This window comes from Pseudomonas azerbaijanoccidentalis, from assembly GCF_019145495.1.
Classification (GTDB): Bacteria; Pseudomonadota; Gammaproteobacteria; order Pseudomonadales; family Pseudomonadaceae; genus Aquipseudomonas; species Aquipseudomonas azerbaijanoccidentalis.
Genome location: NZ_JAHSTU010000003.1, coordinates 655,378 through 681,953, shown reverse-complemented (window position 1 = coordinate 681,953; position 26,576 = coordinate 655,378). Strand labels below are relative to the sequence as shown.

Below are 26,576 nucleotides of genomic sequence, written 5' to 3'. Positions count from 1 at the left end.
GACCTCGACGTCAGCAAGATAATCGAATCTGCGGTCCACCTTTGCCTCCGAAGAACATGTGATTTCTTCTTGAGCTAGTTTATCGCCTGACCAGGTATGAATAAAGTTGTGTCAACGGTCCGGCGCTTGCCTATCGATCACACACTCCATACGGAAATCCCATGCGTCCTATCACCAAACTCGCCCTTGCAATCACCATTTCCGCCTCGGCCTTCAACGTACAGGCAGGCAATGTATTGATTGTGCTTTCAGATTCGGACCACCTCGATCTCAAGGACCAGAAGGTCTTCGCTACCGGGTTCTACCTGAACGAATTGATGCAGCCGGTGAAACTCCTGCTCGATGCCGGGCATTCGGTGACCTTTGCGACTCCGACGGGCAAAGCGCCGACGCTGGATAAGTCGTCCACCGATAAAATGTATTTCAGCAATGACATTGCTGCGCTGCAGGAGCACAAGGCACTACTGGACCGACTAAAAATCACCTTGCCAGGCGAGTCGCCGGTTATCAGCCTGTCACGCGTCGAACAGATCGGCTACGAGCATTTCGATGCCGTCTACGTACCCGGCGGCCACGCGCCGATGGAGGATCTTCTGCATAGCGCCAACTTGGGGAAACTGCTGAACAACTTCCATGACAATGGCAAGACAACCGCCCTCGTTTGTCATGGGCCGATTGCCCTGCTGTCTACTCTGTCCGACTCGAACGCCTTCACTCGGCAACTCGAAACCGGCGGAAAAACCGCACCGCATGGCTGGACTTACGCAGGCTACAAATTCACGGTCATCAGCAATCAGGAAGAGGAACTGGCCAAGGGGTTGTTGAATGGAGGCACCATGAAATTTTATCCACAAACGGCGCTGGAACAAGCCGGGGGCGTATACAGCAGCAACACTTCACCGTGGACCAGTCATGTCGTCATCGACCGTGAACTGGTGACAGGTCAAAACCCTGGTTCAGCGCTAGACCTGGGTAAAGTGATACTCGAACGCCTCAAGACCCAAAGCCAAGCGAAAGGCTGATCGATTCAAAATCACTGCTTTGCACGGGCAGTGCATTGCAATAGGGCCTCGCTTCAGATCGCCGCTAGCGCAACGTATAGGCGGTGGTCTGAAGCGCTTCCATTTATGAATGGAGGAACAAATGAAGTGCGAGGACTAGGGCTACGCGGTCAAGCATTCATTTACCCCTAAAAAGCTTACGACTCTAAGGGCGCGTTGGCAGACAAGCGCAGCATCTCCCGGCTTTTCGTCCAAAAATAACACTGAATCTCGAGGGATAATAATGAGTACGGAATGGATTGCCAGCCTTGTCATCGCTGTAGTTGCCCTGGTTACTCTGCTGTCCAGACGCCTCAAAATTGCCGAGCCAATTCTCTTGACGGTTGCCGGTGTCGGCCTGGCGCTACTGCCTGGCTTACCGGCGATTCAAGTTGATCCGGATATTCTGCTGCTGGCGGTTTTGCCCCCTATGCTGTTCTGGCATGCCTTTATCGTGACCCCTAGAGAAATCAAAGCCAACGCTGCGGCCATCAGCCTGACGTCTGTGGTTCTGGTGGCTATCACCGCGTTCGCCGTCGCCGCTGTATTACATTGCATCACCGGGCTACCCTGGGCGGTAGCGATAGTTATTGGCGCTATTGTCGCCCCCACCGACCCCGTAGCTTTTCTAACTGTAGCCCGCCAATTGAATGTCTCCCCGCGTCTGGTGGGATTGCTCGACGGTGAAAACCTGATCAACGACTTCACGGCGCTGGTTCTTTATCTGACCGCAATTGATGCAGTGCTCCACGGTTCATTCTCGACCTTCAGCGCAGTGGGAAACTTTATGCTCACCGCAGCCGGAGGCGTGATGATTGGCTTCGCCGTGGGTCGATTGGTATCGTGGATCAACGCCCGGGTTGCTGACCCGCTGGTTGCGCCCATCATCACTTTAGCCGGTGCCTACCTTGCTTTCTTGCCAGCCGAAGCACTGCATGTATCAGCTATTCTCGCGGCGGGCGTAGCCGGCCGAGTAGTCGGTTCACGTTCTGCAATGGTTGACCGCCCACAAACCCGATTAGGCGGTTATGGGTTTTGGAACACCTGGATCTTTTTACTGTCCGCCGTGCTGTTCGTTCTTGTTGGGTTGCAACTGCCACAAGTACTGGAAAAAATATCAGCGCTACCGGGTATTGCTTATGCCTGTGCAGGTGCTATTGCGGCTGTGATGGTGACTCGTGTCCTGTTCTGCATGGGCATCGGTCTGGGCATCCCCCATATTGCGCGTCGCATGCGCATGGACGGCGCGCGCTGGCCTTGGGCTGACAGTCTGGTGGCTGGCTGGTCCGGCATGCGCGGCGGTTTGTCTCTGGTGATGGTGTTGGCGCTTCCGGAGGATTTCCCGTTTCGGGATATCGCCCTGATCGTCACGTTTTCAGTGATTCTGGTGACCCTAGTGGTTCAGGGCATCAGCATGCCATGGCTTATCAAAAACCTTCCCGTTGAACGCGATACCTTCACAAAACATGAGATTACCCAAGCCCATCGCACTGCCACTGACGCCGCCCTGAGTAAGCTGGAGGAAATTGGAGCGCTTCAAGCTATTGATGCCGAGCATCGTGCCTATCTTCAACAAGCCTATCGAATCAGATATGAGCAGATTGCCGGTGAAGAGAGGATTTCGAGGATCGAGGGCCACCTCATTGATGTTGAACGCAAGGCCATCATTGAACTGCGTCATCAAGGGACCATCAGTGATGAGGTACTGCGAGAAGTAGAACAGGCCTTGGACATGCGCGATGTACTCAGGAAAGTGTAGGGTTCAAAACCACCCGATTATTCAGAGCGTTACGTTCCTGCTCGTCTAAGCAAGATTCGAAACGCCGTACTTAAGTACCAGGCGTAGTCGCAGCCATACCCAAACACGCAGGTGGGTGATGGGGGCAATACAAACCGATGAAGGTTTCGCCAACATGGCGAGCCGCTTGATGAGCACAGGCACAACTCAGTCATGGGGTGACAGGGTTTCCCTACCTCACCACACATTCAGCAGAGAAAGGGTTCAAGACTTCATCGGCATCGACGTGGCCAAGGCACGGTGTGACGCAATGAATTTCGCAAATTTTCCTAAAAATGAGGAAGCTTTGAAGGTTTTGCTACATCACTTGGAGGTTTGGCTTGGAATAAGAGAAGGCGATCCCTTTGATTTTCAAAGGTCTTGATCCGAGTAAGGAGCATCTGACCGGGACGCGACAGCGTTTACTGCGAGGATTGCAACATCGCGCCCATCAATACCGCCGAATTGGGGCACAAGGCACGGGACCTTGGGCTGGTCGAGACTTAGAGGTGGTCAACATTACCCCTTGGCACACCAAAATGATAATAAAGAGAAGCCGTGAAGTGACGGAGCAATCCCAATGTTGCACTGGCTATATGGACAAATTTAAGGATCAGGCTTGAGCATTGCGGAGAATACCCCACCATTGCTGAATAAAACTCAACACTGCATCAATAACTTACAGGCTAATCATTAAAAGATTGAAGATTGCTCTGTAAAATATTCCTCCATACCGACAACAAAATCACCCAAGATATCGAGTAGGCATTTATTCATGCCCTTCTAGACCATCTCGCGTCGTCCATAGAAACAATAACGCCCCCTAAGCAAATACCCTATTAGGCTTTAACATCTTGCTTAACACTTTCCTTACTTAACAGCTCAGAACAAATTTATAGCTATTTTAGGACCTCCAATGAACCTTGCAAAAATTACCGCTACAATCATATTAATTACCGGACTGGCTGGCTGTGGGACTGCGCCTCCGGTGCTTGAAGATGGCGAATCCATTGTCAGACTTCACGAGCAGGTCACCGATGAAATGCTGGCCAGACGCCTGGATATGCAGCGCGCCGAGAACCTAACCTATTTCAAAGTATCGCCAGGGGCGCATACGATGGAGCTTGGGGTTGTGACGAAGGGCTACCAGGAAAGCCAAAACCGCTGTGTTGCCACCATTTCTTATGACAATTTTGTACCGAATGAACATTACACCTTGATGCAAAGCAGTGCGGGAAGAGAGGTAAAGATTCAACTTATGGACAGCAAAGGTAACACCTTGGCTCAAACTGACAAAATTCCCTGTTTGTAATCCCGCAAAGCGACTGACCGCGAGGCGCATCAAAATAAATTATTTATTACAACCTCACTAGCCGCTATAACAAAAACGCCCGACCTATCGTCGGGCGTTTTTGTTTAGTCATCGACCTCAGAGTGCTTTCACAGCTCGCTCGCTCCATCCGCCACCGAGTGCACGATACAAATTCACTTCCGATTGTAACTGTGCAAGGCGATCGTTGATCAGCCTTTGTTGGTTGCTGAATAACGAGCGTTGCGCATCCAGAAAGGTCAGGTTGCTGTCCACGCCAATTCGATAGCGACGCTCGGCAAGCCGATAGTAATCTTGGCTGGCGTTGACGAGATCATTCTGTGCCTGCAATTGATCGACGTAAGTTTTACGTGCGGTCAATCCATCGGAGACTTCCTGGAAAGCAGTCTGGATAGCTTTCTCGTAGTTGGCCACGCCGATGTCTTTCTGGATCTTCGAGTAATCCAGGCTGGCGCGTAAAGCGCCAGCGTTGAAAATTGGCAGGCTAATATTAGGGCTGAACACCCAGCTACCAGAACCACTCTTGAATAACCCATCCAGGTTCGTGCTGGAGGTGCCCGCGTTGGCCGTGAGACTGATGGTCGGGAAAAACGCTGCACGCGCGGCGCCGATGTTGGCGTTGGCGGCCATAAGCGAATGCTCGGCGGCAAGGATATCCGGGCGACGCGTGAGCAAATCACTCGGCAGACCCGCCGGCACTTTGGCGAGCAGGTCGCTGGCCAGTGACTGTGGCGCTGGCAAATCGACAGGCAGGCCTGTACCAAGGAGAAGGGCTAGCGCATTTTGATCTTCCGCGACTCGCCGCTGGTAGGTTGCTAGGCTCGCCCGCGCACCTTCCACGGAGGTACGCGACTGCGAGAGATCAAGCGCCGAAGCCACACCCACTTGGTTACTACGGGTGGTCAGACGCAGGCTTTCCTCATAGGCGACGAGGGTGTTCTCGGTAAGCTTGAGCAGTTCGCGGTCAGCCTGCCAGGTGAGGTAGGCAGTGGCTACGCTAGACACCAGACTGATCTGTGTAGAGCGACGGGCCTCAGCAGTGGACAGGTAAGTTTCCAAGGCCTGCTGGCTAAGACTTTGGATGCGTCCAAACAGATCCAACTCGTAAGAGCTGGCGCCCAGGTTAACGCCATATTGGCTAGAAATACCGGTTTGGCCAGACTGCGACAAATCGCTTAGCAGTCGCTGACGTGTTCCGTTGGCATTGGCGCCAACCGCCGGAAACAAGTCTGCCCTCTGGATACGGTATTGCGACTGATAAGCCCCAACGTTGAGGGCTGCAACCCGCAGATCGCGATTGTTGATCAAGGCTGTCTGGATCAACTGTTGCAATGCCGGATCGTGAAAGAACTCGCGCCAGCCTTGCTCGGCGGCGGCTTGGTCGGCAGCGTTGGCCGCCTGATAGGCAGAGCCTTGCGGGTATTGCGCCGCCACCGGTGCCTGTGGCCGATTGTACTCAGGAATTAGCGAGCAACCACTGACAAATGCTGCAGTGATCGCCAGACTCATAAGGGGCTTGGTCATTGGCCTGCCTCATCAGGTGAAGTCGATTCGTCCTGCTGCTTACGACTGCCTTTAAACAGGGATGAAACCGAAACGAAGAATAGCGGGACCCAAAAAATCGCCAGAACGGTGGCCGTAATCATGCCGCCGATCACGCCAGTACCGATGGCGTGCTGACTGCCTGAGCCCGCGCCGCTGGAGATGGTCAGAGGCAGCACGCCGAGGATAAATGCCAAGGATGTCATCACGATCGGACGCAGACGCATGCGGCAAGCCTCAACAGTTGCTTCAAGCAAAGGCTTACCCTTCTCGTTTAGCTCCTTGGCAAACTCGACGATTAGGATCGCGTTCTTCGCCGCCAACCCCACCGTCACTAACAGCCCCACTTGGAAGAACACGTCGTTGGACAATCCCCGCAAGGCAGTGGCCATCAACGCGCCAATAACCCCCAGCGGCACAACCAAAATGACAGCGATCGGGATTGACCAGCTTTCATACAGTGCCGCCAGGCATAGAAACACCACCAGAATTGACAATGCGTACAAGGCCGGTGCCTGCGAACCAGAAAGTCGTTCCTCATACGATAACCCGGTGAAAGAAATGCCTACACCGGGTGGCAGTTGGGCTGCGATTCGCTCGACTTCGGCCATCGCCTGGCCAGAGCTGTAACCCGGGGCGGGAGTGCCGAGAATTTGCTCGGCAGGAACGCCGTTGTAGCGCGACAGTTTTGGCGAGCCAAAGACCCACTCGGCACTCGCAAACGCCGAGAACGGGACCATCTGACCCTGGCTGTTACGCACGTACCATTTACTCAAGTCCTCTGCGGTACTGCGCGAGTCAGGCTGCCCCTGTACGTAAACCCGTTTAACCCGGCCGCGGTCAACGAAATCGTTCACATAGCTACTGCCGTATGCCACCGACAACGTGGTGTTGATATCGGTCAGAGAAATGCCCATCGCTCGCGCGCGCTCGTCGTCGATGGTTAGGTGATACTGCGGCTCGTCGGCCAAGCCATTTGGGCGAACACCGGCGAGGACCGGGCTCTGGGCGGCCAGCTCAAGAAACTTGCCACGTGCCTCCATGAGCTTTTGATGGCCCACGCTATCCTGGTCCTGCAGATAGAAGTCGAAGCCGGTGGCATTACCCAATTCCAGTACCGACGGAGGAACCACTGCGTACACCATGGCGTCGCGGTACTTCAGGAACTCTTGCTGGGCACGCTGTGCAATTTTGAACACCGTATTGTCACTGTCTCGCTCATCCCATGGCTTCAAGTTGACGAAAGCGATCCCTGAATTCTGCCCGCGGCCCGCAAAGTTGAAACCGGTAACGGTGAAAACTGTAGCAACGGCTTTACCTTCCCCTTGCTCTTTGTCCAGCAAGTATTGAGTCATGCGATCAAGCGCTTTTTGAGTGCTCTCGGCCGAGCTGTTGGCCGGCGTCTGCACCTGCGTAAAAATCAAACCTTGATCTTCATCGGGCAGGAACGAGGTCGGTATCCGGGCGAACATCCAAATCATGCCGGCGACAATTACCAGGTAAACCACGAAGCCCGGCACCTTATGCCGAATGATCTGGCCCACGCGGTATTCATATCCGTTGATGCAGGCATCGAACCTTCTGTTGAACCAGCCAAAAAAACCGCGTTTGGGCTGGCCGTGTTTTGTCGGATCGATTGGCTTGAGTAGCGTGGCGCAAAGCGCCGGGGTGAATACCAAGGCAACAAATACCGATAGCGCCATGGCCGATACGATAGTGATCGAGAACTGCCGATAGATCACGCCGGTGGAACCACCAAAGAAAGCCATAGGCAACAGCACCGCCGAGAGCACCAAGGCAATACCTACCAGTGCTCCCTGGATCTGCCCCATCGATTTGCGCGTTGCCTCCCTGGGTGACAGGTGTTCCTCCGCCATCACCCGTTCGACGTTTTCAACCACCACAATCGCATCGTCGACGAGTAGCCCAATGGCCAGAATCATGCCGAACATGGTCAAGGTATTGATAGAGAAGCCGGCCGCTGCAAGGACGCCGAAGGTACCTAACAACACAACGGGCACTGTCAAAGTCGTAATGATGGTGGCGCGCAGATTTTGCAAAAACAGCAGCATGACCAGAAAGACCAGGACCACCGCCTCGCCCAGGGTATGCAACACCCCACTGATGGATTCGGTGACCACCGGCGTCGTGTCATATGGGTACACCGCTTCAACCCCAGCCGGGAAGAAGGGTTTCAAACGGTCCACCGTGGCGCGAATCGCCTTGGCGGTATCAAGGGCGTTGGCGCCTGTGGCCAAGCGAATGGCGATACCCGAAGCAGGCTTGCCATTGGCTTGGGCATTGATGCTGTAGTTTTCGCCGCCCAAGCTTATATCAGCCACATCACTCAGGCGCACCTGAGAGCCATCGCTATTGACCTTAAGCAGAATGTCACCAAATTGCTCGGAGGTCTGCAATCGCGTCTTACCGATGATAGTTGCAGTAAACACTGTACCTTTGCGCGCCGGAAGGCCACCAATCGTGCCCGAAGCCACCTGTATGTTCTGCTCCTCAATCGCCTCGGTCACGTCGACTGGCGTCAACTGGAACTGGTTCAGTTTGGCCGGATCCAGCCATACTCGCATTGCGTATTGCGTGCCCCAAATCTGAAAGTCACCGACACCTGAAGTCCTCGAAATCGGGTCCTGAATGTTTGAGACTATGTAGTTGGATAGGTCCTCCTTGGTGTGTTTTCCATCAGTTGAAACCAGACCGATGAACATCATGAAATTCTGTTGGAATTTTGTGACGCGCAGCCCTTGCTGCTGCACTTCCCGCGGCAACAGCGGCGTGGCAAGGTTCAGCTTGTTCTGCACCTGAACCTGGGCAATATCAGGGTTGGTGCCTTGGTTGAAGGTAACAATGATTCGCATGCTGCCATCGGCGTTACTCTCCGAAGAGATATAGCGCAAATTATCGATGCCGTTCATCTGCTGCTCGATCACTTGCACTACCGTATCTTGCACTGTCTGCGCGGAAGCACCGGGATAAGAGACCTGAATCGCGACAGCGGGTGGTGCTATGTTAGGGTATTGATTGATCGGCAAATTGAAGATCGACAATGCCCCAATGAGCATGATGATCAGTGCAAGCACCCACGCGAAGATCGGTCTATCAATAAAATACTTCGACATGATCTACTCCGACTTAGCGCTGGTGTTTGCCGCTACAGGGGCGCTACTCGCCTCATCAGTCATTGCTTCCTGAGCGACCACAGTGTTCCCTGGCTTAATGAACTGAAGCCCTTCGATGATGATTTTGTCTCCGGCGCTCAAGCCGCTTTCCACCAGTACATTCGCACCGACGGTGCGGCCAACTTTGAGCTGACGTTGCTCGACTTTGTTATCAGCGGTAACGACCAGAGCGGTGGGGGTGCCTTTTAGGTCCCGGGTCACGCCAATCTGGGGTGCAAGAATGGCCTGCTCGGCAACACCCTCCTGCAATCGCGCATGTACAAAAACCCCGGGCAGCAGCACGTGATCTGGGTTGGGAAATACGGCGCGCAGGGTGACCGAGCCGGTTGCTTCGTCTACCGAAACTTCTGAAAACTCCAGCGACCCCTGCAGCGGATACTGGCTACCGTCCTCCAGTGTCAGGTTAACTCTCGCAGCCTTGTCAGCAGACTTCTGCAACTGCCCGCCTTCAAGAGCCCGACGCAGCTTGAGCACTTCGCCATAAGGCTGAGTGACATCGACATATATGGGATCGAGCTGCTGGATAATCGCAAGTGGGGTTGCCTGGCCATTAGAAACAAGCGCACCTTCGGTCACAGCAGAACGTCCAATTCGTCCACTGATGGGCGCGAACATTTTGGTATATCTCAGATTGATCTGGGCGCCCTTGACTTGTGCCTCCGCCCGCATTTGCTGAGATCGAGCGGTGTCATACTCCTGCTTGCTCACCGCCTCCTCATCTATCAGTTGCCGATACCGGGTGGTCAGCGAGCGAGATTGTTCCAAACTGGCTTGCGCAATGGCGAGTGTCACCTCGTAGGTTGATGGATCGATCTGATAGAGCTGCTGACCAGCTTTGATATCTGCGCCTTCCTTGAACAAGCGTTTCAGGACGATGCCATCTACCTGCGGCCGAACCTCGGCAAGACGGTAAGCACTGGTACGCCCGGGCAGATCGTTGGACAAGGTCACAGCCTGAGGTTTGAGGGTCACGACGCTAACTTGGGGGGCTTGCGCCGGGGTAGAAGCAGCCTGCTCCTGGTTGCACCCACTGAGCATTGTGGCGAAAGCAATGGCGGCTACCAAAGCGGGAAAGATGGGCTTGAATGGCATAAAGTCCTCGAACACAGCGCTGAGAAATGCGCGCATGAGTTTGCAAACTGCCGTATCACAGGCTGAAAACCCGTGCTGACGGGAATGGGGAAAATAGTTCGGCAAGGGACGCGCAGGGACGCGGTGCGAACATAAGCTTATAGATCGGGTTAGTCAGTCCGACAATCCAATGCGCTGCGCATTGAATTGTCATGCAGGTATGCTAACAATCGAGAAGGCCGGGGATTAGCCCAACTTCACTCAAATCACCAATGAGGAATATTCAGCAATAAAATGGTTTCAGGGTTTTTCAGAGTTGTCACAGTACTCTATATCAAAGATCTTCTAGAAGTGGCATCAAATAATTTTACTAGATCGATTTTCACCTATAACAACCTGAACTTTATATAGGTTCCAGCCAAACTGACAGACCCCAAAATTCTCTGTTTGAGTATTTTAATCCTTAGCAAAAAGCTTTACGACGCTGGTCATATTGAGTTCACCAAGACCCTGGTCGTTTGCTGCACTGAACACTCGACGCGCAGCTTCGATGGTAGGTGCAACAACTGGATCACCAGCCAAATTCATAGCGTAAGAAAAATCTTTTTCAATCAGGGAAACCGGGAACTGAGGTGCAAAATTACCCGCAACCATTGAGGTAGCACTGCGTTGAGCGGCTACGCTAAAAACCGGAGTCGCAGCTAGAGCCTCAAACGCCTTAGCCAGATTCACACCATTTGAACTGAGTATTCCAACGAGCTCGGCAAGCGTCGTTACCTGAACACCCAGCAACGCGTTAGTAGCCAGTTTGACTAACGCTCCCGCACCAAGTGAGCCTATATGATGCAGCGAGGATCCCATAGCCATCAGAACCGCTCGTGAGGACTCAACAGCTTCAGCCTCTCCACCAACCAAGAACACGAGTTCTCCGGCTTCGGCCTGTGGCCGTGAACCTGAAACTGGAGCATCAATCACGGTAAAACCTTGCTCATTCGCCAACTGGCCAAGTCTCAAAATCCACTCATACGACACCGTGGAGCATTCGATAGCAATGCTTGAAGGTCTCATTCCGCAAAGAGCTCCATGCTCAGAGTTCAGCCATACCTCACGCGACGCCGCGTCGTCTCTAACCATACTCAATACGAAATCCGCCCCATTCGCCGCCTCTTTCGGAGTCGGAGCGACCGAAGCACCCGCAGCAATAAGTTCGTCCAACCCCCTTGGGGTACGATTCCAAACAATCACGGAATGTCCTGCTCGCAAGAGATTAAACGCCATGCGTGATCCCATTGCCCCAAGACCCAATATAGCGATCGTTGTCATTACTTTTTCTCCATTCCTAGGTTCCACTCACTTGCAACATAGGATTAAAATTCGAGAGAAGAACCTGTTAGCCCAATCATCCTCTGAATAGAGCTTCACGGCTGGCGAGTTTTTTGCGTAACCTAATAACAAATTAGTAAAGGCTCGCGAAAGCATGAAAGTCATGACCCACCCTCCGCTAGAAAGGTAACTGGCAAGCGCGAATGCGCTCGCTTAAAATATATTTATATTCTCAGCGAAGATAAACTATCTTTAGCGAACAATACTTGTTCTTTGTAAGGCAAGATTGAAACATGACCCTTCCTGCCGCTGAAGTTGGGAAGACTAGCAGTTGCTGTTATCGTGAGCGTAGCGGTCAGATCCTCGAATTCCTTTTTGTGTTGGCGCTGATTGAAAACTGACCCACGTGCCGACTCAAGCCTGATCCACTTCCGGATCGGCACAAACCCAGCACAAGCAATGGTTCGCAAGGAATCAGACTGGGTGAGTGACATCTCGGCAACTGGGTCAATTTGGCGTCAGCGCTAACACAAATCAGCCTGCTTGCTGATTAACTTGGCGATGTCAGGTTTGTTACGCGCGTTTGCGACGACTTCAAGACCTGCGACTTCCACTGCTTTTTTGTATTCGGATAAACTTTTTCCGACGGCTTCAAGGCCTTGCAGTTCGAGTTGAGCAGACTGGTGCTCCTGATAAATGCTGGCCAGCTTGTCGAAGGAGAGCCAACAAAAAGGAAGCATGAACACCGTGAAAATCAGCGAAAACTTTTGGGCGTATCGTGCACGGTTCATCAAAGCCAGAACGGGTCTGAACATCACTGCTCCTACACATGTAGATCATTGATTGCGGCAATTGCACGTCAAAAGGCCAACACTCCTTGTCGGCCTTCTTCTTTTCGCTTAACCGATGGTCATCAGACTTGCGTTACCACCCGCTGCTGCGGTATTGACGCTCACTGCCCGTTCGATAACCAATCTTTCCAGTGGAATGTCAGATTCACCGGGAGACAAGCCATGAACACTGATAATTGCCCCTGACCTAGAGGCGATCAGTTGGCACAAATGCCGCAATTGATCCGAATGCCCATGATGAAGAACCGCGTCGAACTCAGCAGTCCCGCTGTTCCAGTCAGCGGCGATGCAAATAGTGCGCTGCACGGCCTCGGGAAGCTTATTGAACAGCGCCTTGGTTCGCGGACTTTCGACCCAAAGGACTTGACTGCCTACAGCAAGCACTGCCGCCAGTTGCGTCAATAGATCCGCCTCTGTATCGCCGATGCAAAGCACCCGAGCCCGGGGCAGTATCGTGTATGTATTTCGCTCTCCCGTAGGTCCAGTCAGCAAGCGTGTCGTGCCGCTTTGAGATTCGGTTTCGAATGCATTGCACAGCGCGTACAGCATGCTTTTTTGATTGGCATTTGCCCAATCGGCCAAGGACTTCAACGGTAAAAGTAAACTTTCCCGAGCACTCTTTTCTGGAATGCTTTGACCGTCAAACTCGACAAATGCCTTTGACAAGGCCTGCTCCGGTCTTGTCGACAGAAGGCGGTACATGTACAGCGGCCCGCCGGCTTTCGGGCCGGTACCCGATAACCCCTCCCCTCCGAATGGCTGCACACCCACAACCGCCCCGACGATGTTCCGGTTCACGTAGACGTTGCCTGCATGAACATTGCCAATGACTTTGGCAATGGTCTCGTCGATACGAGTGTGCACACCCAGCGTCAGCCCGTACCCTGAACCGTTGATGTGGTGGATGAGTTGATCGAGATTCTTGCGGCTGTAACGGACGACGTGGAGTACAGGACCGAAGATTTCCCGCTCGAGTTCGTCGATACTTTCCAATTCGATCAGTGTGGGCTGTACAAACGTACCTCGCCTCACATCCTCACCTGACATGATTGAGGTCTGGAAAACCGAGCGACCTTTGGCGCGCATGCTTTCAATGTGTTTGTCGATGCCGGCTTTCGCCTCTGCATCGATGACCGGCCCGATATCCACACATAGTCGGTCCGGGTTGCCTTGCCTGCATTCAGCCATCGCCCCCTTCAACATCTCGATCACTCGATCCGCCGAGTCGTCCTGAAGGCACAACACCCTCAAAGCGGAGCATCGCTGGCCAGCGCTGTCGAACGCAGAGGCCACAACGTCAATGACAACTTGTTCGGTCAGCGCGGATGAATCGACGATCATTGCGTTCTGTCCACCCGTTTCCGCAATCAACGGAACCGGACGACCTAGGGCATCGAGGCGCCCGGCGATATTTTTTTGTAATAGACGGGCGACCTCCGTCGACCCGGTAAACATGACCCCCTTGACCCGGTCATCACTGATCAGCGCGGAGCCAATCACGCTGCCACGGCCTGGCAAAAGTTGCAGTACTCCACTTGGAATACCGGCTTCGAGCAAAATGCGCACAGCTTGTGCGGCGATCAATGAGGTTTGCTCTGCCGGCTTGGCCAGCACCGGATTGCCGGCCGCCAATGCGGCAGCAACCTGTCCGGTAAAAATTGCCAGCGGGAAGTTCCAGGGGCTGATGCAGACTACCGGACCCAATGGCCGATGGGCATCGTTGGTAAAGTCCTTGCGCGCTTGCGCGGCGTAATACCGAAGAAAGTCGACCGCTTCACGCACCTCGGCAATGGCATTTGCGAAGGTTTTACCGGCCTCTCGCACCAACAGCCCCATGAGCGGTTGAATGTCAGCCTCCATCAGATCTGCTGCCCGCTCCAGTATTCGGGCCCGCTCACTGACAGGCGTTGCCTGCCAGATGGGGGCGGCGCTGATGGCATATCCAAGAGCCTGCTCGACATCCTCAAGATCAGCCGGCTGAACGTGACCGACTACATCACGCAAGTCTGAGGGATTGCAGACCGGCTTTGCCTCACCGGAGTGGGCAACTCCGCCCAACATCGGCCCGGCTTTCCACTCAGTGTTCGCGGTGGCGAGCAACGCACAGGAAAGTGAGGCCAGGCGATGTTCATTCGCCAAGTCGATCCCGGCGGAGTTGGCTCGGTCAGCACCATACAAATCCCGTGGCAACGAAATTTTTGGATGAGGCAAGCCGTAAGCTCCGTCCTCAAAAGCCATCGCATCTACCGTCAGCACTGGATCTGCTATCAATTCCTGGATGGTGATCGAATGGTCAGCAATACGATTGACGAATGAAGTGTTCGCTCCATTTTCGAGTAGGCGACGAACCAAATACGCCAAAAGCGTTTCGTGCGTGCCTACTGGGGCATAGACGCGACACGGCCGGTTCAGTTTGCCTTCGGAAATTTTGCCGACGACCTGCTCATAGAGAGGTTCGCCCATGCCGTGAAGGCATTGGAACTCGTACTGCCCCGGGTAATAGTTTTGGCCCGCAATGTGATAAATCGCTGAAAGCGTATGGGCATTATGCGTCGCAAATTGCGGATAAATGACTTCAGGGACCGCCAGTAGTTTACGTGCACACGCGATGTAGGAAACGTCGGTATACACCTTGCGTGTATAGACGGGATACCCTTCAAGTCCCTCGACTTGAGCACGCTTGATTTCACTGTCCCAGTACGCGCCTTTCACCAGACGGATCATCAGACGATGGCGGCTTCGGCGTGCCAGATCGATCACACAGTCGATCACATAGGGACAGCGTTTCTGATACGCCTGAATGACAAAACCGATGCCGTTCCAACCTGCCAATTCCGGTTCGAAGCAAAGCCGCTCAAGCAAGTCCAGCGACAGCTCCAGGCGATCGGCCTCTTCGGCGTCGATGTTCAAACCGATGTCGTAACGCTTAGCCAACAGCGTCAACGAAAGCAGGCGCGGATAAAGCTCGGCCATAACACGATCGTATTGCGCGCGGCTGTAGCGCGGATGCAGTGCTGAGAGCTTGATGGAGATGCCTGGCCCTTCGTAGATTCCCCGCCCATGAGAAGCCTTGCCGATGGCATGGATGGCTTGGGTGTAGGACGCCAGGTACTTTTGTGCGTCATGCTCGGTCAGGGCGGCTTCGCCCAGCATGTCGTAGGAATAGCGAAAACCTTTGGACTCGAATCGTGTGGCATTGGCCAACGCCTGGGCGATGGTTTCGCCGGTGACAAACTGCTCGCCCATGACCCGCATCGCCATGTCCACGCCTTTGCGAATCAACGGCTCCCCACCTTTGCCGATAATGCGCGTGAGCGTTGAAGTCATGCCGGTTTCGCTATGCGTAGAGACCAGTTTCCCGGTCAACAAAAGCCCCCACGTCGCCGCGTTCACGAACAGCGAGCCGCTTTTACCGATATGCGTCTGCCAGTTGCCATTGCTGACTTTGTCGCGGATCAACGCATCCCGCGTGCCCTTGTCCGGAATGCGCAACAGCGCTTCGGCAAGGCACATGAGGGCGACGCCTTCCTGCGATGACAGCGAAAACTCTTGAAGCAAACCTTGCACGAGTCCCGCCCGCCCGCTGGCGTTCTTTTGATTGCGCAGCTTTTCGGCAATACCAGCGGCTAGTTTGATGGTCGATGTAGCCGTTTCTGCAGGCAGTCGTGCTTGTTCAAGCAGCATCGGCACCATCTCTTCTTCAGGTCGCCGATAGGCTGAAGTGATCGCCGCTCTGAGCACTGACTGCGGATGGATGTTTTCCGCCAGATCCAGAAAAGGCTGACAGGCCGTCTCCACCACCAGTTCACCCTGTTCTTCCGGATCGCCGAGATGCGTGCCCAGCAGCTCATCCAGCGTAATGCCGCTTTCCAGCTTTTCCAGGCAATTGAAGAGCGCCTGCTTGATCAACCAGTGCGGGGTTCGATCAATCGATGCAGCGGCAGATTTGAGACGCTCACGGGTCAGGTCGTCGAGTTTCACACCGAGGGTAGTCGCCATTATTAGAGCCCAGCCAAGGAAACCATTAAAAGGAAAATGGAGCGGTCATCGACCGAGTTGAAGACGCGCAAATGCGACACTCCTGGCAACTTCGGCGTGCTCACAGGCAACGGTTGCAACCAGGTAAAATAACGCTCTACGCGCCACCACCGCGGTTACCGTATCAACCGGTAAACGCGGTGTTCGCCGCTCTCATTGCAAGAGCGCGATCTTCAGAGTACCGAGCGTAAAAAGTCTGCTGTTTCAGCTTTTTCCGGATGGTCGAAGATCTGTTCGGGCGTTCCTAACTCGTGGATCAGCCCTTTATGGAAATACGCCACACGATCCGACACCTCGCGGGCAAAGCGCATTTCATGGGTAACCACGATCATCGTCATTCCTTCATGGGACAACATGCGCAAGGTATCCAGCACCTCACCCACCAGTTGCGGGTCCAGCGCAGATGTCACCTCGTCGAACAACATGTAGTCCGGAGACATAGCCAGCGCGCGTGCGATCGCCATCCGCTGTTGTTGTCCGCCCGACAGACGCGCCGGAAACGTCGTCAGCTTTTCACCCAGGCCTACGTGCCTGAGTTTTTCGACAGCGATCGCCTCGGCTTCCTGCTTCGACTTGCCCAGGACTTTTCGCGGGGCAAGCATCACATTCTCGAGAACTGTCATATGGGGAAAGGCATTCCATTGCTGAAACACGATTCCAATCTTTTGCCGAAGTTTATTAAGGTCGGTTTTTTTCGAATGGACATGAATGCCATCGACACTGATACGACCTTGCTGGATGTCTTCCAGTCCATTGATACACATCAACATGGTCGACTTGCCGGAACCCGAGCCACCGATCATCGATAACACTTCGCCTTTATTTACGCTCAGGCTGACACCCTTGAGAACATACAAGGCGCCAAAATTTTTATGTACGTCTTCAATTTTAATCATTGTATTTGCCACCTTTTCTCAAGACGAGCGCCAAGTCTCGCAATGGGGAAGCTCATTAAGAAGTAAATCACACCGGTAATTGCCAGAATGGTCAGCGGTTCCTGGATTCGGGTTGTGACAATCTGCGAGCTGCGTAGCAGTTCGATAATGCCGATCCATAACACCAGCGATGTATCTTTCATGATGCCGAGGGCCAGACCGATCCAGCTAGGGAACACGATCCTGGTGGCAATAGGCAACGTGATCGAGACAACTTCCTGACGCCAGGTCAAACCCAGCGATCGTGCTGCGCGGCGGGTCGTCGTTGGTACTGCCGCCACCCCGCTCCTGACGATTTCGGTACACAGTGCGGCGGCATAAACCCCGAGGCAAATACACGCAACCACATAAGTTGGCCAATTCAGGCGAAACATGCTGTTGAACGAATTGAATATGACCAATTGAATCAACAGTGGCACCGAACGGAAGATATCCAGTACCCAGCCGAGGGGAGAACTTATCCACCACGCAGCACCAGCCCTGATCACACCGAACAGCGTGCCGAACAAAGTGCCTATACCGACCGCTGCCAAAGTAATAGCGATTGTGACAACAGCACCCTTCAATAAAAACAGGATGTCGCTCCACGCTAATGTCCCTTCAAAAAACATGGCGCACCTCTTAATAACGAAACAGGCGCCAAGCGAATAGCCGCGCGCAAATCGTGAATATTTTCGATATCAGGTAGTACAGGCAAGCGGCGACGAAGAAGTACTCGAATGTCCGATAAGTCATGACATTAAGTTGCTGAGTAACACCCGTCAGGTCACTCGTCAGGCCAACGATGGTTCCTAGAGACGTCATCAGAATTGACCAGACCATCTGGTTGGTCATGGCATGGAACACCGCACGCAACATCTGCGGAAGCACGATGTGCCATAGCGTCTGAACCGCCCCCATGCCTAACGAACGAGCCGCCCGAACTTGCGTTTCCGGGACGGCAGAGAAACCGCCCCGGAAAGTTTCTGCCAGGTAGCCTGCGTTGTTGAACGTAATACCGAGCAAGAGTGCATAGTACGAGTCGATACCCACTCCAATGGAGCCCAGCCCGAAATAGACCATGTAAATCTGAAACAGCGCCGGGGTGTTACGCGCCGTCTCAATCCACACACTGGCCAGACCTGAAAGGGATTTGTTACCCGATCGTTTTGCAAGCGCCAACAGGACTGCTATCACCGTACCAATTGCCATCGCAAGGGTGGCAATCTCCAAGGTGACTATCGCTCCCGACAACATCTCCGGAAGCGACTCCAGAACCGGGCGCCACTGGAAGGTATAAGACATACGATTACCTTTTTTTACGCGAAAGGTTTTTGTTTTTCCGGAACGAGTGCTCCGTCTTCCTTAACGATAGGTACCTTTGACAGTCAGATCCGGAGCCGGCCCGCCTTCTGTTCCCACCCATTTCGCATAGAGTTCGGCATATCGACCGGAGCGAACCTGGCGGTTGAGGAAAAGATTCACGTAGTTGAGCAGTCCCTGTTCCTGGCGTTGCACGAGAAATGCACAGTAGTCCGGGTCGACAGGAGCATCACCGACGATTTTCAGACCTGGGTATTTACCCGACTTGATGACGTGAGCGGCGATAGTCGCGGTGGTGTACGTCGCATCGATCTTCTTCTGGCTGAGCGCAAGGAAGCTGTCCGATTGGGATTGGAAGGTCAGCATCTTGGTTGCCGGATCATTGATCTTTTGCACCGTCTCTTTCAGAGCGGACGTTTCGTAGGCCCCTGCCGGGCCGCCCACCGTATGTCCCTTGAAATCGGCGGCGCCATTAATACCGGAGTCTTCGCGCGCAAGAATGATCGTGTTGAAGACGAAATAGGGAATCGAGAATCCGATCGTTCTCGCACGTTCAAGCGTGTCGGAAGCCACGGCGATGCCCACATCCGCACGCCCAGACAGAACCGCAGGGATACGATCCGGATCCGGGGTGTCGACGATTTCAGCCTTCACGCCAAGGGCGGCTGCCAGATCGTTGCAATAATCCACGTCAAAGCCGATCGGCTTGTTGTCCTTGTCGCGGGAGCCGTTAGGCGGAAAGTCGAGCTCCACCGCACAGCGGAGCTTGCCCGACGAAATGATGTCGTCCAACTGGTCTGCATGAACGGCGGTAGTACCCAAAGCAGCAAAGGCCGCGGCCAGGATGAGTTGGTTGATGCGCATTTTTTGTTCCCCTCGTTTGTTGGCTGAACTCAGAAACAAGATACGCTGATTTTAGCGTATCTTGGATATCGTATACGTATTATCGGGGCAGTAAAATTACAGCTGTTAGATCGTTATTGTTGGTCTCACTGCACTAGAAAGCCGTAGGTAAGAGGATCTGTCTCGTCGATGACCCAGTTGGCGTAGCCACAGATATGGGCCTTTCCGCTCACTTCAGGAATTACCGCGTCCAATGTGCCGACCTTGGATTCGCTCAGCACCCGACCTTTGAACACCGTACCGATGATGGACTCGTTGATTAATGCATCGGAAGCCGACAGTTCGCCACGCAGATAAAGTTGTGCAACTCGGCCAGCAGTGCCCGATCCAGTCGGCGACCGGTCAATTGCACGATCTGCATATACACAGCAGTTGGCTTGAGTTGACCCCTCATGGCGCGGATCCCCGTAAACCATGACGCCATACACGTCATTGAATTCTGGAATTTCAGGGTGAATGTAGGAACCCCGCGCATTAATGGCGGTTTTGATCTCATAGCCAAATTGGGTAATCGTCGACAGATCTTTCTCGCGGATGGCGATGTTGTGCGGCCTGCCATCCACGTAAAAATAAGTCGCGCCGCCATAGGCAATATCACCCGTAACGCTGCCAAAAGTCGGCGTGGTTACCGTCACGTCGCGCTCAAAGATGAATGACGCCACGTTGACGAATCGTACGACTCCTGTCCGCGTGCCATCCCACTCGACAAACGCCTCGATGAACCCGCATGGCGCGTCGATACCTACGCGAGTCTCAGGGGATTTGCGTTCAATCCAACCTAACTCTACGGCAGCCGTAGCCAACGCGATGACACCGTGACCGCAGTGGGGGCTGTAGCCCATGTTGTTGAGGAAAATGATGCCGAAATCGGCGTCTTCACTCACTGGCTCGGTGAGAAACCCACCATACAGATCTTTGTGACCACGAGGCTCAAGCATCAGAGCTCGCCGGTAATGGTCGGCGTTCTGTTGCAGCCAAGTACTGCGCTCGACGATGGTCGAACCAGGCACTCTGGGTAATCCCTGGGTAACAAGACGGAATGTCTCCCCACTCGTGTGCAGCTCAACCGTGGCAAATGATCGTTCGTACTGCATTCGTGTTCTCCATATCTCAGGGTTGCGAAAGCTAGAAATGGCTGGGACAGATCGCCATTTCAGATATGGTATACGATAAACGATACTCGTCAACTGTCAATGGGTCGTTCTTGTTACACGGAGACGACCAGAGCACACGCTCACAAAAGGGCTTCGAATGGAAGAAAAGCGCTAAGCCGCGGACTGTCAGCATCTCGTTGACATGGGCGATAAGGTATACGATATTCGATTAAAACATCAGGTAGTAGATGTATGACCCACTCAGATATCAATTCCCCGGCAGTGATCGGCTACGTAACACCGCTGAGCGCGCAGCCCGGGGAACTACTCGAATTTAAAATTTCCTCGACGGGTGATCAGGACATTCGCGCCAGAGTTGTCCGGCTGGATTGCTGCGACCCCAATCCAGAGGGCCCAGGCTTAAAAAGCCCTGAAATAGATTTCGGCCTGGTCGAAAGCTATCGCGCGACCGAGCAAAAGACTTATTTGGGATCATGCGCAATCGCCCCTTTGCCGGTTATCCCGGAAGCGCACAGCCTGAAACTGTCGCTACTGATCAAACCCACATTATTCAGCGCCACCGACCAGGTGATCTTTTCAATACAGGATGAGACTGGGACGTCCGGCTTCGCGTTAAGCCTCAACGAAGGCACGCTGATCTTAAAAGGGTTGGGGACGCACACCCGCCAGGAGCTCGACCTTCGCCCGGAGATCAACCGATGGAGTGAACTGGAAATCAGCTTCGCCTGGGATACGGTTATCCTCCACTCGACACTTTTGCGCACTGGACACACTGTCGAGTCCAACGTACCGATGATGGGGCTCCTAGACACACTCAAAAACACTAGCCACTTGTGTCTTGCAGCAACCTGGTGCGGCCATCCGGAAGATTGCTTTAACGGCTCCATCGAAGCGCCCTGCCTGAGCAGTTCCCCGCTTTCCTCCACAACTGATTCTGATGTGCTTGCGCGCTGGTCTTTCGCCAACGATGCGTACAGCCAGACGATCAAAGACGACATTGATCCCTCGCGCACTCTCACCCTGGTCAATATGCCAATGCGCGGCGTGCGCTCTTCGGGTTGGACCGGCCGCAATATGGACTGGAAAACAGCGCCTGACGAATATGCAGCTATCACTTTCCATGCCGATGACCTGAGTGACTGCCAGTGGAACACGACGCTTACGGTTCAAGTGCCTAAAGGTGTGCCATCAGGTATTTACGGACTGGTTGTCGACAACCGTTCAGGCACCGACACCATTCCGTTCTATGTTTTGCCTGGCGCAGATTCGCCTCGCCGAAAAATCCTCTTTCTGGCCCCTACATTTACCTACCAGGCCTACGCGAACCATACGCGAGGAACATTCGCGGGCGCGTTGCAGGAGCGTGTCAGAGAGTGGAATGCCTATCCGCATAATCCGGATGTCATCGGCGCCTTTGGATACTCAAACTACAACCGTCATCCCGATGGTTCCGGGATTACCCTTTCGTCCCGTCTGCGGCCAATCATGACCATGCGCCCGGCCTATCTGGTCTACCTCGATGAGCATGGTTCGGGGATGCGTGGCTTCGCTTCAGACTCGCATTTGACCGACTGGTTGAATGCCAGGGGCTTCGAGTTCGATGTCATCACCGATGAGGACCTCGATCGTGAAGGTATTGAAGCCCTGGCGCATTACGATGTCGTGATGACTGGTACTCAGCCTGAATACCACACGCGCCGTACGCTGGAAGCATTGATTGCCTATCGCGAAGGCGGCGGGAAATTGATGTACCTCGGCGGCAATGGGTTCTACTGGAAAATCGGCCGCGATCCACAGCACCCTCATATGATCGAAGTGCGTCGGGCAGAGGGCGGCATGCGTGTCTGGGCCTGCCAGCCCGGCGAGTATTACCACCAACTCGATGGCGAGTACGGGGGCTTGTGGCGCCGCAACGGCATCGCACCCCAACAAGTCGCCGGCGTGGGCTTCACCGCCGAAGGTGCGTTCGAAGGGACGTACTATGTCCGCACCCGGGAATCGTTTCACAGTGAACTAGCCTTCCTATTCGAAGGTATCCCTTCAGACCAGAAAATCGGCGACTTCGGACTTTCAGGAGGCGGCGCTGCCGGATTCGAGATTGACCAGGTCTGTTCGGACCTGGGAACTCCGGACTTCGTGACAGTAATTGCCGCCTCCGAAGGTCACGGCCCGACCTTTGAAACCACCTTCGAAGAGCTTCTGCTTCCGGGCATTTTTGACGGTGGCCCGCGACCTTACGGTGGCATCTGCTCAAACATCGTCTACGGCATAGATGAGAACGGCGGCGGTCTGTTTTCGGTTGGGTCGATCACTTTTTGCGGCAGCCTCTCGCACAACCACTACGACAACAACGTGTCGCGCCTGCTGGAAAACTGTTTGCGTAAATTTCTCGAACTCTCATACAGCTCCGATGAGCTGGTGCAAAACCTATCTCACTCCACCACCACCTCAAATGATGAATAACGCCATGACAGATAAACTTCCTGCCGTGCGCATGGACTTCGACGAGCTTGTTGTGTTGCTGAGGAAAATCTTCATCAGCTACGGGACATCCCCTTTCGTCGCCGACATCCTGGCTACCAACTGTGCAGGCTGCGAGCAAGATGGGGCACTCAGTCATGGCATCTTCCGCATGCCAGGATATGTCGCCTCACTAAAAACAGGCTGGGTGGATGGGCGAGCTGATGCGAAGGTGAGCGTTGTAAGTCCCTCGTTCATCCGTATTGATGCCTGCAACGGATTCGCCCAACCAGCGCTGGCCGCCGCTGCGGGCGCCATTGATGAGGCAATCGAACGCACCGGCGTAGCCGTCGTCGCCATCCGTAACTCCCACCATTTCAGCGCGCTCTGGCCAGACGTTGAACCGTTCGCACGCAAAGGCCTGGTCGCGATCAGCTTCGTCAACGGCCTGGCCAATGTCGTCCCGCATGGCGGACACACAGCGGTTTTCGGCACCAACCCGATTGCCTTCGCAACGCCGGTTGCCGACGCCGAACCGCTTGTGGTGGATCAGGCGACCAGCGTCATGGCCAACGGCGAAGTGCGGCTTCATGCGCTGGACAACCAACCACTTCCGCTTGGTACTGGCGTCGACAGCTCAGGCGCCGCCACTACCGACCCACATGCGGTGCTGGCTGGCGGAGCATTGAATACATTCGGCGGGTACAAGGGTTCTTCTATCGCACTCATGGTCGAACTGTTGGCTGGCGCATTGACCGGAGGGCAATTGTCGTTCGAGAACGACTTCGGCCATTGCGTTGGTGCGCAGACGCCAAAGGCCGGGCAGCTATTGATTGTTATCGACCCGGATCGCGGCGGATCGACCGACTTCAGTCAGCGCGCAGCACTTCTGTGCAAACACCTGGTGGAGGCTGGTCAAGACCGAATGCCAGGCGCCCGACGTTACATAAATCGGCACACCACACAAACCTACGGCATTCCCATTGCAAAAAAGGCCTTATCGGAGCTGCTTCAAATGGCTGCGGGCGATGCCGCACCGTCGTCTTGACCGTGATTACAGACACATTCATCCCAACTCAATGCAATATCTGGAAGAGACATGAGCAACCTATCTCGTGACACCAATAAGCTGGAACTCCATCGATCGCTGACGCCTTCGCACATCGATCAATTGGTGGAGTTGTTTCAAACCGAATGGTGGACCAAGGGACGCATCAAAGCAGATGTGGAAAAGCTGGTGCAATCAAGCGGTCCGCTCTTCGCTTTCATCGACCCACAAAATGATGAACTCGTCGCATTCGCTCGGGCGATGACCGACGGCGTCTACAAAGCGATGATCTTCGACATCATCGTCAAGGAGACGTGGCGAGGAACCGGTCTTGGCGGAGTCTTGATGAAGACCGTACTAAACGACCCGGCACTAGTCGACATTAAACATCGCGAACTTTACTGTCTGGATGACATGGTTCCCTTTTATGAGAAATGGGGCTTTGCCACCGCCGCGGCCGGTCTGAATTTCATGCGCAAGTCAGAGGGATAACCCCGGCTCCGCCGCGTTACCGTTACAGTGAAAAACGCTTGGCGCTGAAGGGTGCCAGATTCTGCACAGGCGTGCGGCCGGAAACCATTTGCGCAATGAGTCGTCCGGTCGTGGCACCCAATGTCAGGCCAAGCTGTCCATGCCCTATCGCCATGAAAACATTCGATAACCCGGTACTTCGGTCAATCACTGGCTTGGTATCGGGCAGGTAAGGACGGTACCCGACACCGTATTCGAGATTATCCAATTGCAGCCCGGGAAGGATCTTGCGCGCCTTTTCAAGAATGATTTCGGCGCGTTTGAAATTCGGCTCGGCATTGGGTCGGGCAAACTCCATGGTGCCCCCGATTTGCAGGCCCCGAGTCATGGGGCTGATGCAAAAACCGCCATCGGGAAAAATGACCGAGTGGCGAATCGTCTCTCCAGACATTGGCAGAAGTACTTGATACCCCGCAATCCCGACTAACGGAATCCGTACTCCAAGTTGATCAAAAAACTGCCGCGAACCAACGCCTGCTGCAATCACCACGTGGTCAGCCGCGATGCGTTCACCATTGGCTAGCGTGACACCGCTGGCGTGATCAGCCACCTCGTCCAACCTTTTGACCGAACCGCGCACCCGAATACCACCATGATCGATAAAACTACGCGTCAGCGCCGTGATGAAACCCTCGGTGTCGCTGACCGAACGCCAGTCAGGAAACAGCAAGCCATGACTGAATTTGCCGGCTAACGACGGTTCGAGATCGGCAATCGCGGCAGCATCGAGCTCTTCAGCCTTGAAGCCTAGGTCCGTGCGAAACGCCAAATGGGGACGTTCCTGCTCCAGCCCAATGGCGCAATCGAAAAGCTTGATCACCGGTCTATCGCGCAACAATGCCCGCTCGGTGCAGGCCTGCAACAGCGGTATGTAGTCCGCCTGGGAATGATGTGTAAGGCTGGCGATGTCTCGGGCAATTTCTTCCGTTTTCGATTGCTTGGCACATGCCAGAAACCTCAGAAACCATGGCAACATGCCTGGCAATGCGTTTGCTCTCAACGCCAAGGGGCCTTTCTGATCGAGCAACCAACCAGGAATTTTCTGCATTACCCCTGGCCTGGACAGCGGAATTACCTCTCCGATAGCTATTTGGCCGCAGCTCCATTTGGCCGTGCTGTCGCCTGCCGCGGCGGGGTCGATCAGCATCACCGCATAACCTTCGCGTTGGAGGTACAGCGCGCAACAAACTCCTACGATCCCGCCACCTACGACAACGACCCTTTCTGAAAACAAGCGAAAGTGCTCGGAAGAATGAACAGGTGTCATGTATCCCCCTTAAAAGCTGCGTTGAATCAAGGTTTTTTCAGATATGGTATACGAAGATTAATAAAAAAGTCGCCGTAGCGAGGCTACGGCGATCCACGGCCAATATCGCTTGGGTTTTACTTACGAATATTGGTCAGAAGCGACTCGCAGGCCTTAGTTATGTGCTGCCAAAGCAACTCGGCGGCCTCATCGGCATCTCCCTTGCGACACGCCGCCAGGATTTGTCGATGTTCGCGATCATCCACCCCGGTCCCCCCTGAAAGCGTCAGCTGAATTCTCAAGTAGCGCTCGATACGGTCATTGACCGAGCGGATGAGATTCATCAGAAACGGCCGATTCGCATCCTCATAAAGGCAGGAATGGAACTGCCAGTTAAGCTCCGCCCAGCGCGCTACGTTCGTCTCTTGTGCGAACTCATCGCAATATTGTTCAGCTCTTTTGAAGGTAGTTTCGGTCATCAGTGGCACGGACAGTTTCAGCGCACTGGACTCCAGCATCGCCCGAACTTCAAAAATCTGAGCAATTTCCGGCTCCGAAATACTTTTGACGACAGCACCGCGATTGCGTTGAAACTCGACCAGGCCTTCGGCTTCGAGCCGTTTAAGTGCTTCACGCACCGGAATCTTACTGACATCGAAAAGCTTGGCGACGTCGTCCTGACGAATCGGTTCGCCTTCGTCAAAGTCGCCAGTGATGATCGCTTCTCGAATGTGATTGGCAATGATATCGGACGCAGTTGGCGCGGAACCAAGTGACGGCAGATCTGCAGGACTTAGAGGCAATTGGAACTCCATGGGTGCAATCGGGAAGCCACGATCGAATAACGTATTCTATATCACATCGAGGCTT

Annotated in this window: 19 protein-coding genes; 6 read left to right on the top strand and 13 right to left on the bottom strand. The window is 54.1% G+C overall.

Features of this window, described 5'->3' with window-relative positions; genetic code table 11:
* The first annotated feature begins 161 nt into the window (after window positions 1-161).
* From KVG88_RS13835 to KVG88_RS13825, 3 genes are all read left to right on the top strand, one after another.
* Window positions 162-1,022, top strand: coding sequence for a type 1 glutamine amidotransferase domain-containing protein (locus KVG88_RS13835; RefSeq protein ID WP_217871759.1), 861 nt, complete (start codon window positions 162-164; stop codon window positions 1,020-1,022).
* A gap of 262 nt (window positions 1,023-1,284) precedes the next feature.
* Complete coding sequence (locus tag KVG88_RS13830) at window positions 1,285-2,799, top strand: cation:proton antiporter (RefSeq protein WP_217871758.1); 1,515 nt, start codon at window positions 1,285-1,287, stop codon at window positions 2,797-2,799.
* A gap of 934 nt (window positions 2,800-3,733) precedes the next feature.
* A complete protein-coding gene (locus tag KVG88_RS13825; protein WP_217871757.1) occupies window positions 3,734-4,129 on the top strand; it encodes a PA0061/PA0062 family lipoprotein in 396 nt (131 codons plus the stop codon).
* Window positions 4,130-4,246: 117 nt separating this feature from the next.
* Here the strand turns inward: KVG88_RS13825 and adeC are convergent, their stop codons facing one another.
* The 11 genes from adeC to lhpH form a co-directional block, all read right to left on the bottom strand.
* Window positions 4,247-5,671 carry an AdeC/AdeK/OprM family multidrug efflux complex outer membrane factor gene (gene adeC, locus KVG88_RS13820; RefSeq protein ID WP_217871756.1) on the bottom strand — a complete coding sequence of 475 codons (1,425 nt, stop codon included), beginning with the start codon at window positions 5,669-5,671 and terminating at the stop codon, window positions 4,247-4,249.
* Window positions 5,668-8,823 carry an efflux RND transporter permease subunit gene (locus tag KVG88_RS13815; RefSeq protein WP_217871755.1) on the bottom strand — a complete coding sequence of 1,052 codons (3,156 nt, stop codon included), beginning with the start codon at window positions 8,821-8,823 and terminating at the stop codon, window positions 5,668-5,670. Before KVG88_RS13815 ends, adeC begins: the two co-directional genes overlap by 4 nt.
* A gap of 3 nt (window positions 8,824-8,826) precedes the next feature.
* Entirely contained in the window at window positions 8,827-9,975 is a 1,149-nt protein-coding gene (locus KVG88_RS13810) for an efflux RND transporter periplasmic adaptor subunit (protein WP_217871841.1), read from the bottom strand.
* 435 nt (window positions 9,976-10,410) lie between these two features.
* Window positions 10,411-11,277, bottom strand: a complete 867-nt coding sequence (locus KVG88_RS13805) for an NAD(P)-dependent oxidoreductase (RefSeq protein ID WP_217871754.1) — start codon at window positions 11,275-11,277, stop codon at window positions 10,411-10,413.
* Between the two features lie 524 nt (window positions 11,278-11,801).
* Entirely contained in the window at window positions 11,802-12,092 is a 291-nt protein-coding gene (locus KVG88_RS13800) for a hypothetical protein (RefSeq protein WP_225933982.1), read from the bottom strand.
* Between the two features lie 84 nt (window positions 12,093-12,176).
* Window positions 12,177-16,130 carry a trifunctional transcriptional regulator/proline dehydrogenase/L-glutamate gamma-semialdehyde dehydrogenase gene (gene putA / locus KVG88_RS13795; RefSeq protein WP_217871840.1) on the bottom strand — a complete coding sequence of 1,318 codons (3,954 nt, stop codon included), beginning with the start codon at window positions 16,128-16,130 and terminating at the stop codon, window positions 12,177-12,179.
* Window positions 16,131-16,339: 209 nt separating this feature from the next.
* Window positions 16,340-17,062, bottom strand: coding sequence for an amino acid ABC transporter ATP-binding protein (locus KVG88_RS13790; RefSeq protein ID WP_217871753.1), 723 nt, complete (start codon window positions 17,060-17,062; stop codon window positions 16,340-16,342).
* The gene (locus KVG88_RS13785; protein ID WP_096512185.1) at window positions 17,059-17,712 is read right to left on the bottom strand and encodes an amino acid ABC transporter permease; all 654 of its coding nucleotides are present in this window, start codon (window positions 17,710-17,712) and stop codon (window positions 17,059-17,061) included. Before KVG88_RS13785 ends, KVG88_RS13790 begins: the two co-directional genes overlap by 4 nt.
* Before the next feature lie 10 nt (window positions 17,713-17,722).
* Window positions 17,723-18,385 carry an amino acid ABC transporter permease gene (locus KVG88_RS13780; protein WP_217871752.1) on the bottom strand — a complete coding sequence of 221 codons (663 nt, stop codon included), beginning with the start codon at window positions 18,383-18,385 and terminating at the stop codon, window positions 17,723-17,725.
* 60 nt (window positions 18,386-18,445) lie between these two features.
* Window positions 18,446-19,267: a transporter substrate-binding domain-containing protein gene (locus tag KVG88_RS13775; protein WP_217871751.1), complete on the bottom strand. Its 822-nt coding sequence runs from the start codon at window positions 19,265-19,267 to the stop codon at window positions 18,446-18,448.
* Between the two features lie 125 nt (window positions 19,268-19,392).
* Window positions 19,393-20,400 carry a trans-3-hydroxy-L-proline dehydratase gene (gene lhpH / locus KVG88_RS13770; RefSeq protein ID WP_217871750.1) on the bottom strand — a complete coding sequence of 336 codons (1,008 nt, stop codon included), beginning with the start codon at window positions 20,398-20,400 and terminating at the stop codon, window positions 19,393-19,395.
* Between the two features lie 252 nt (window positions 20,401-20,652).
* On the opposite strand from lhpH, the gene KVG88_RS13765 reads away from it, so the two are divergent.
* Genes KVG88_RS13765 through KVG88_RS13755 form a run of 3 tightly spaced genes read left to right on the top strand, consistent with a single transcriptional unit; the run spans window position 20,653 to window position 24,421 of the window.
* Window positions 20,653-22,884, top strand: coding sequence for a N,N-dimethylformamidase beta subunit family domain-containing protein (locus tag KVG88_RS13765; RefSeq protein ID WP_217871749.1), 2,232 nt, complete (start codon window positions 20,653-20,655; stop codon window positions 22,882-22,884).
* A 4-nt stretch (window positions 22,885-22,888) separates the two neighbouring features.
* Window positions 22,889-23,929: an Ldh family oxidoreductase gene (locus KVG88_RS13760; RefSeq protein WP_225933980.1), complete on the top strand. Its 1,041-nt coding sequence runs from the start codon at window positions 22,889-22,891 to the stop codon at window positions 23,927-23,929.
* Window positions 23,930-23,980: 51 nt separating this feature from the next.
* On the top strand, window positions 23,981-24,421 hold the full coding sequence (locus KVG88_RS13755) for a GNAT family N-acetyltransferase (RefSeq protein ID WP_217871748.1): 441 nt from the start codon (window positions 23,981-23,983) through the stop codon (window positions 24,419-24,421).
* 22 nt (window positions 24,422-24,443) lie between these two features.
* Here the strand turns inward: KVG88_RS13755 and KVG88_RS13750 are convergent, their stop codons facing one another.
* Complete coding sequence (locus tag KVG88_RS13750) at window positions 24,444-25,727, bottom strand: NAD(P)/FAD-dependent oxidoreductase (RefSeq protein WP_217871747.1); 1,284 nt, start codon at window positions 25,725-25,727, stop codon at window positions 24,444-24,446.
* Window positions 25,728-25,843: 116 nt separating this feature from the next.
* Window positions 25,844-26,521, bottom strand: a complete 678-nt coding sequence (locus KVG88_RS13745) for a GntR family transcriptional regulator (protein ID WP_225933979.1) — start codon at window positions 26,519-26,521, stop codon at window positions 25,844-25,846.
* Window positions 26,522-26,576: the final 55 nt, after the last annotated feature.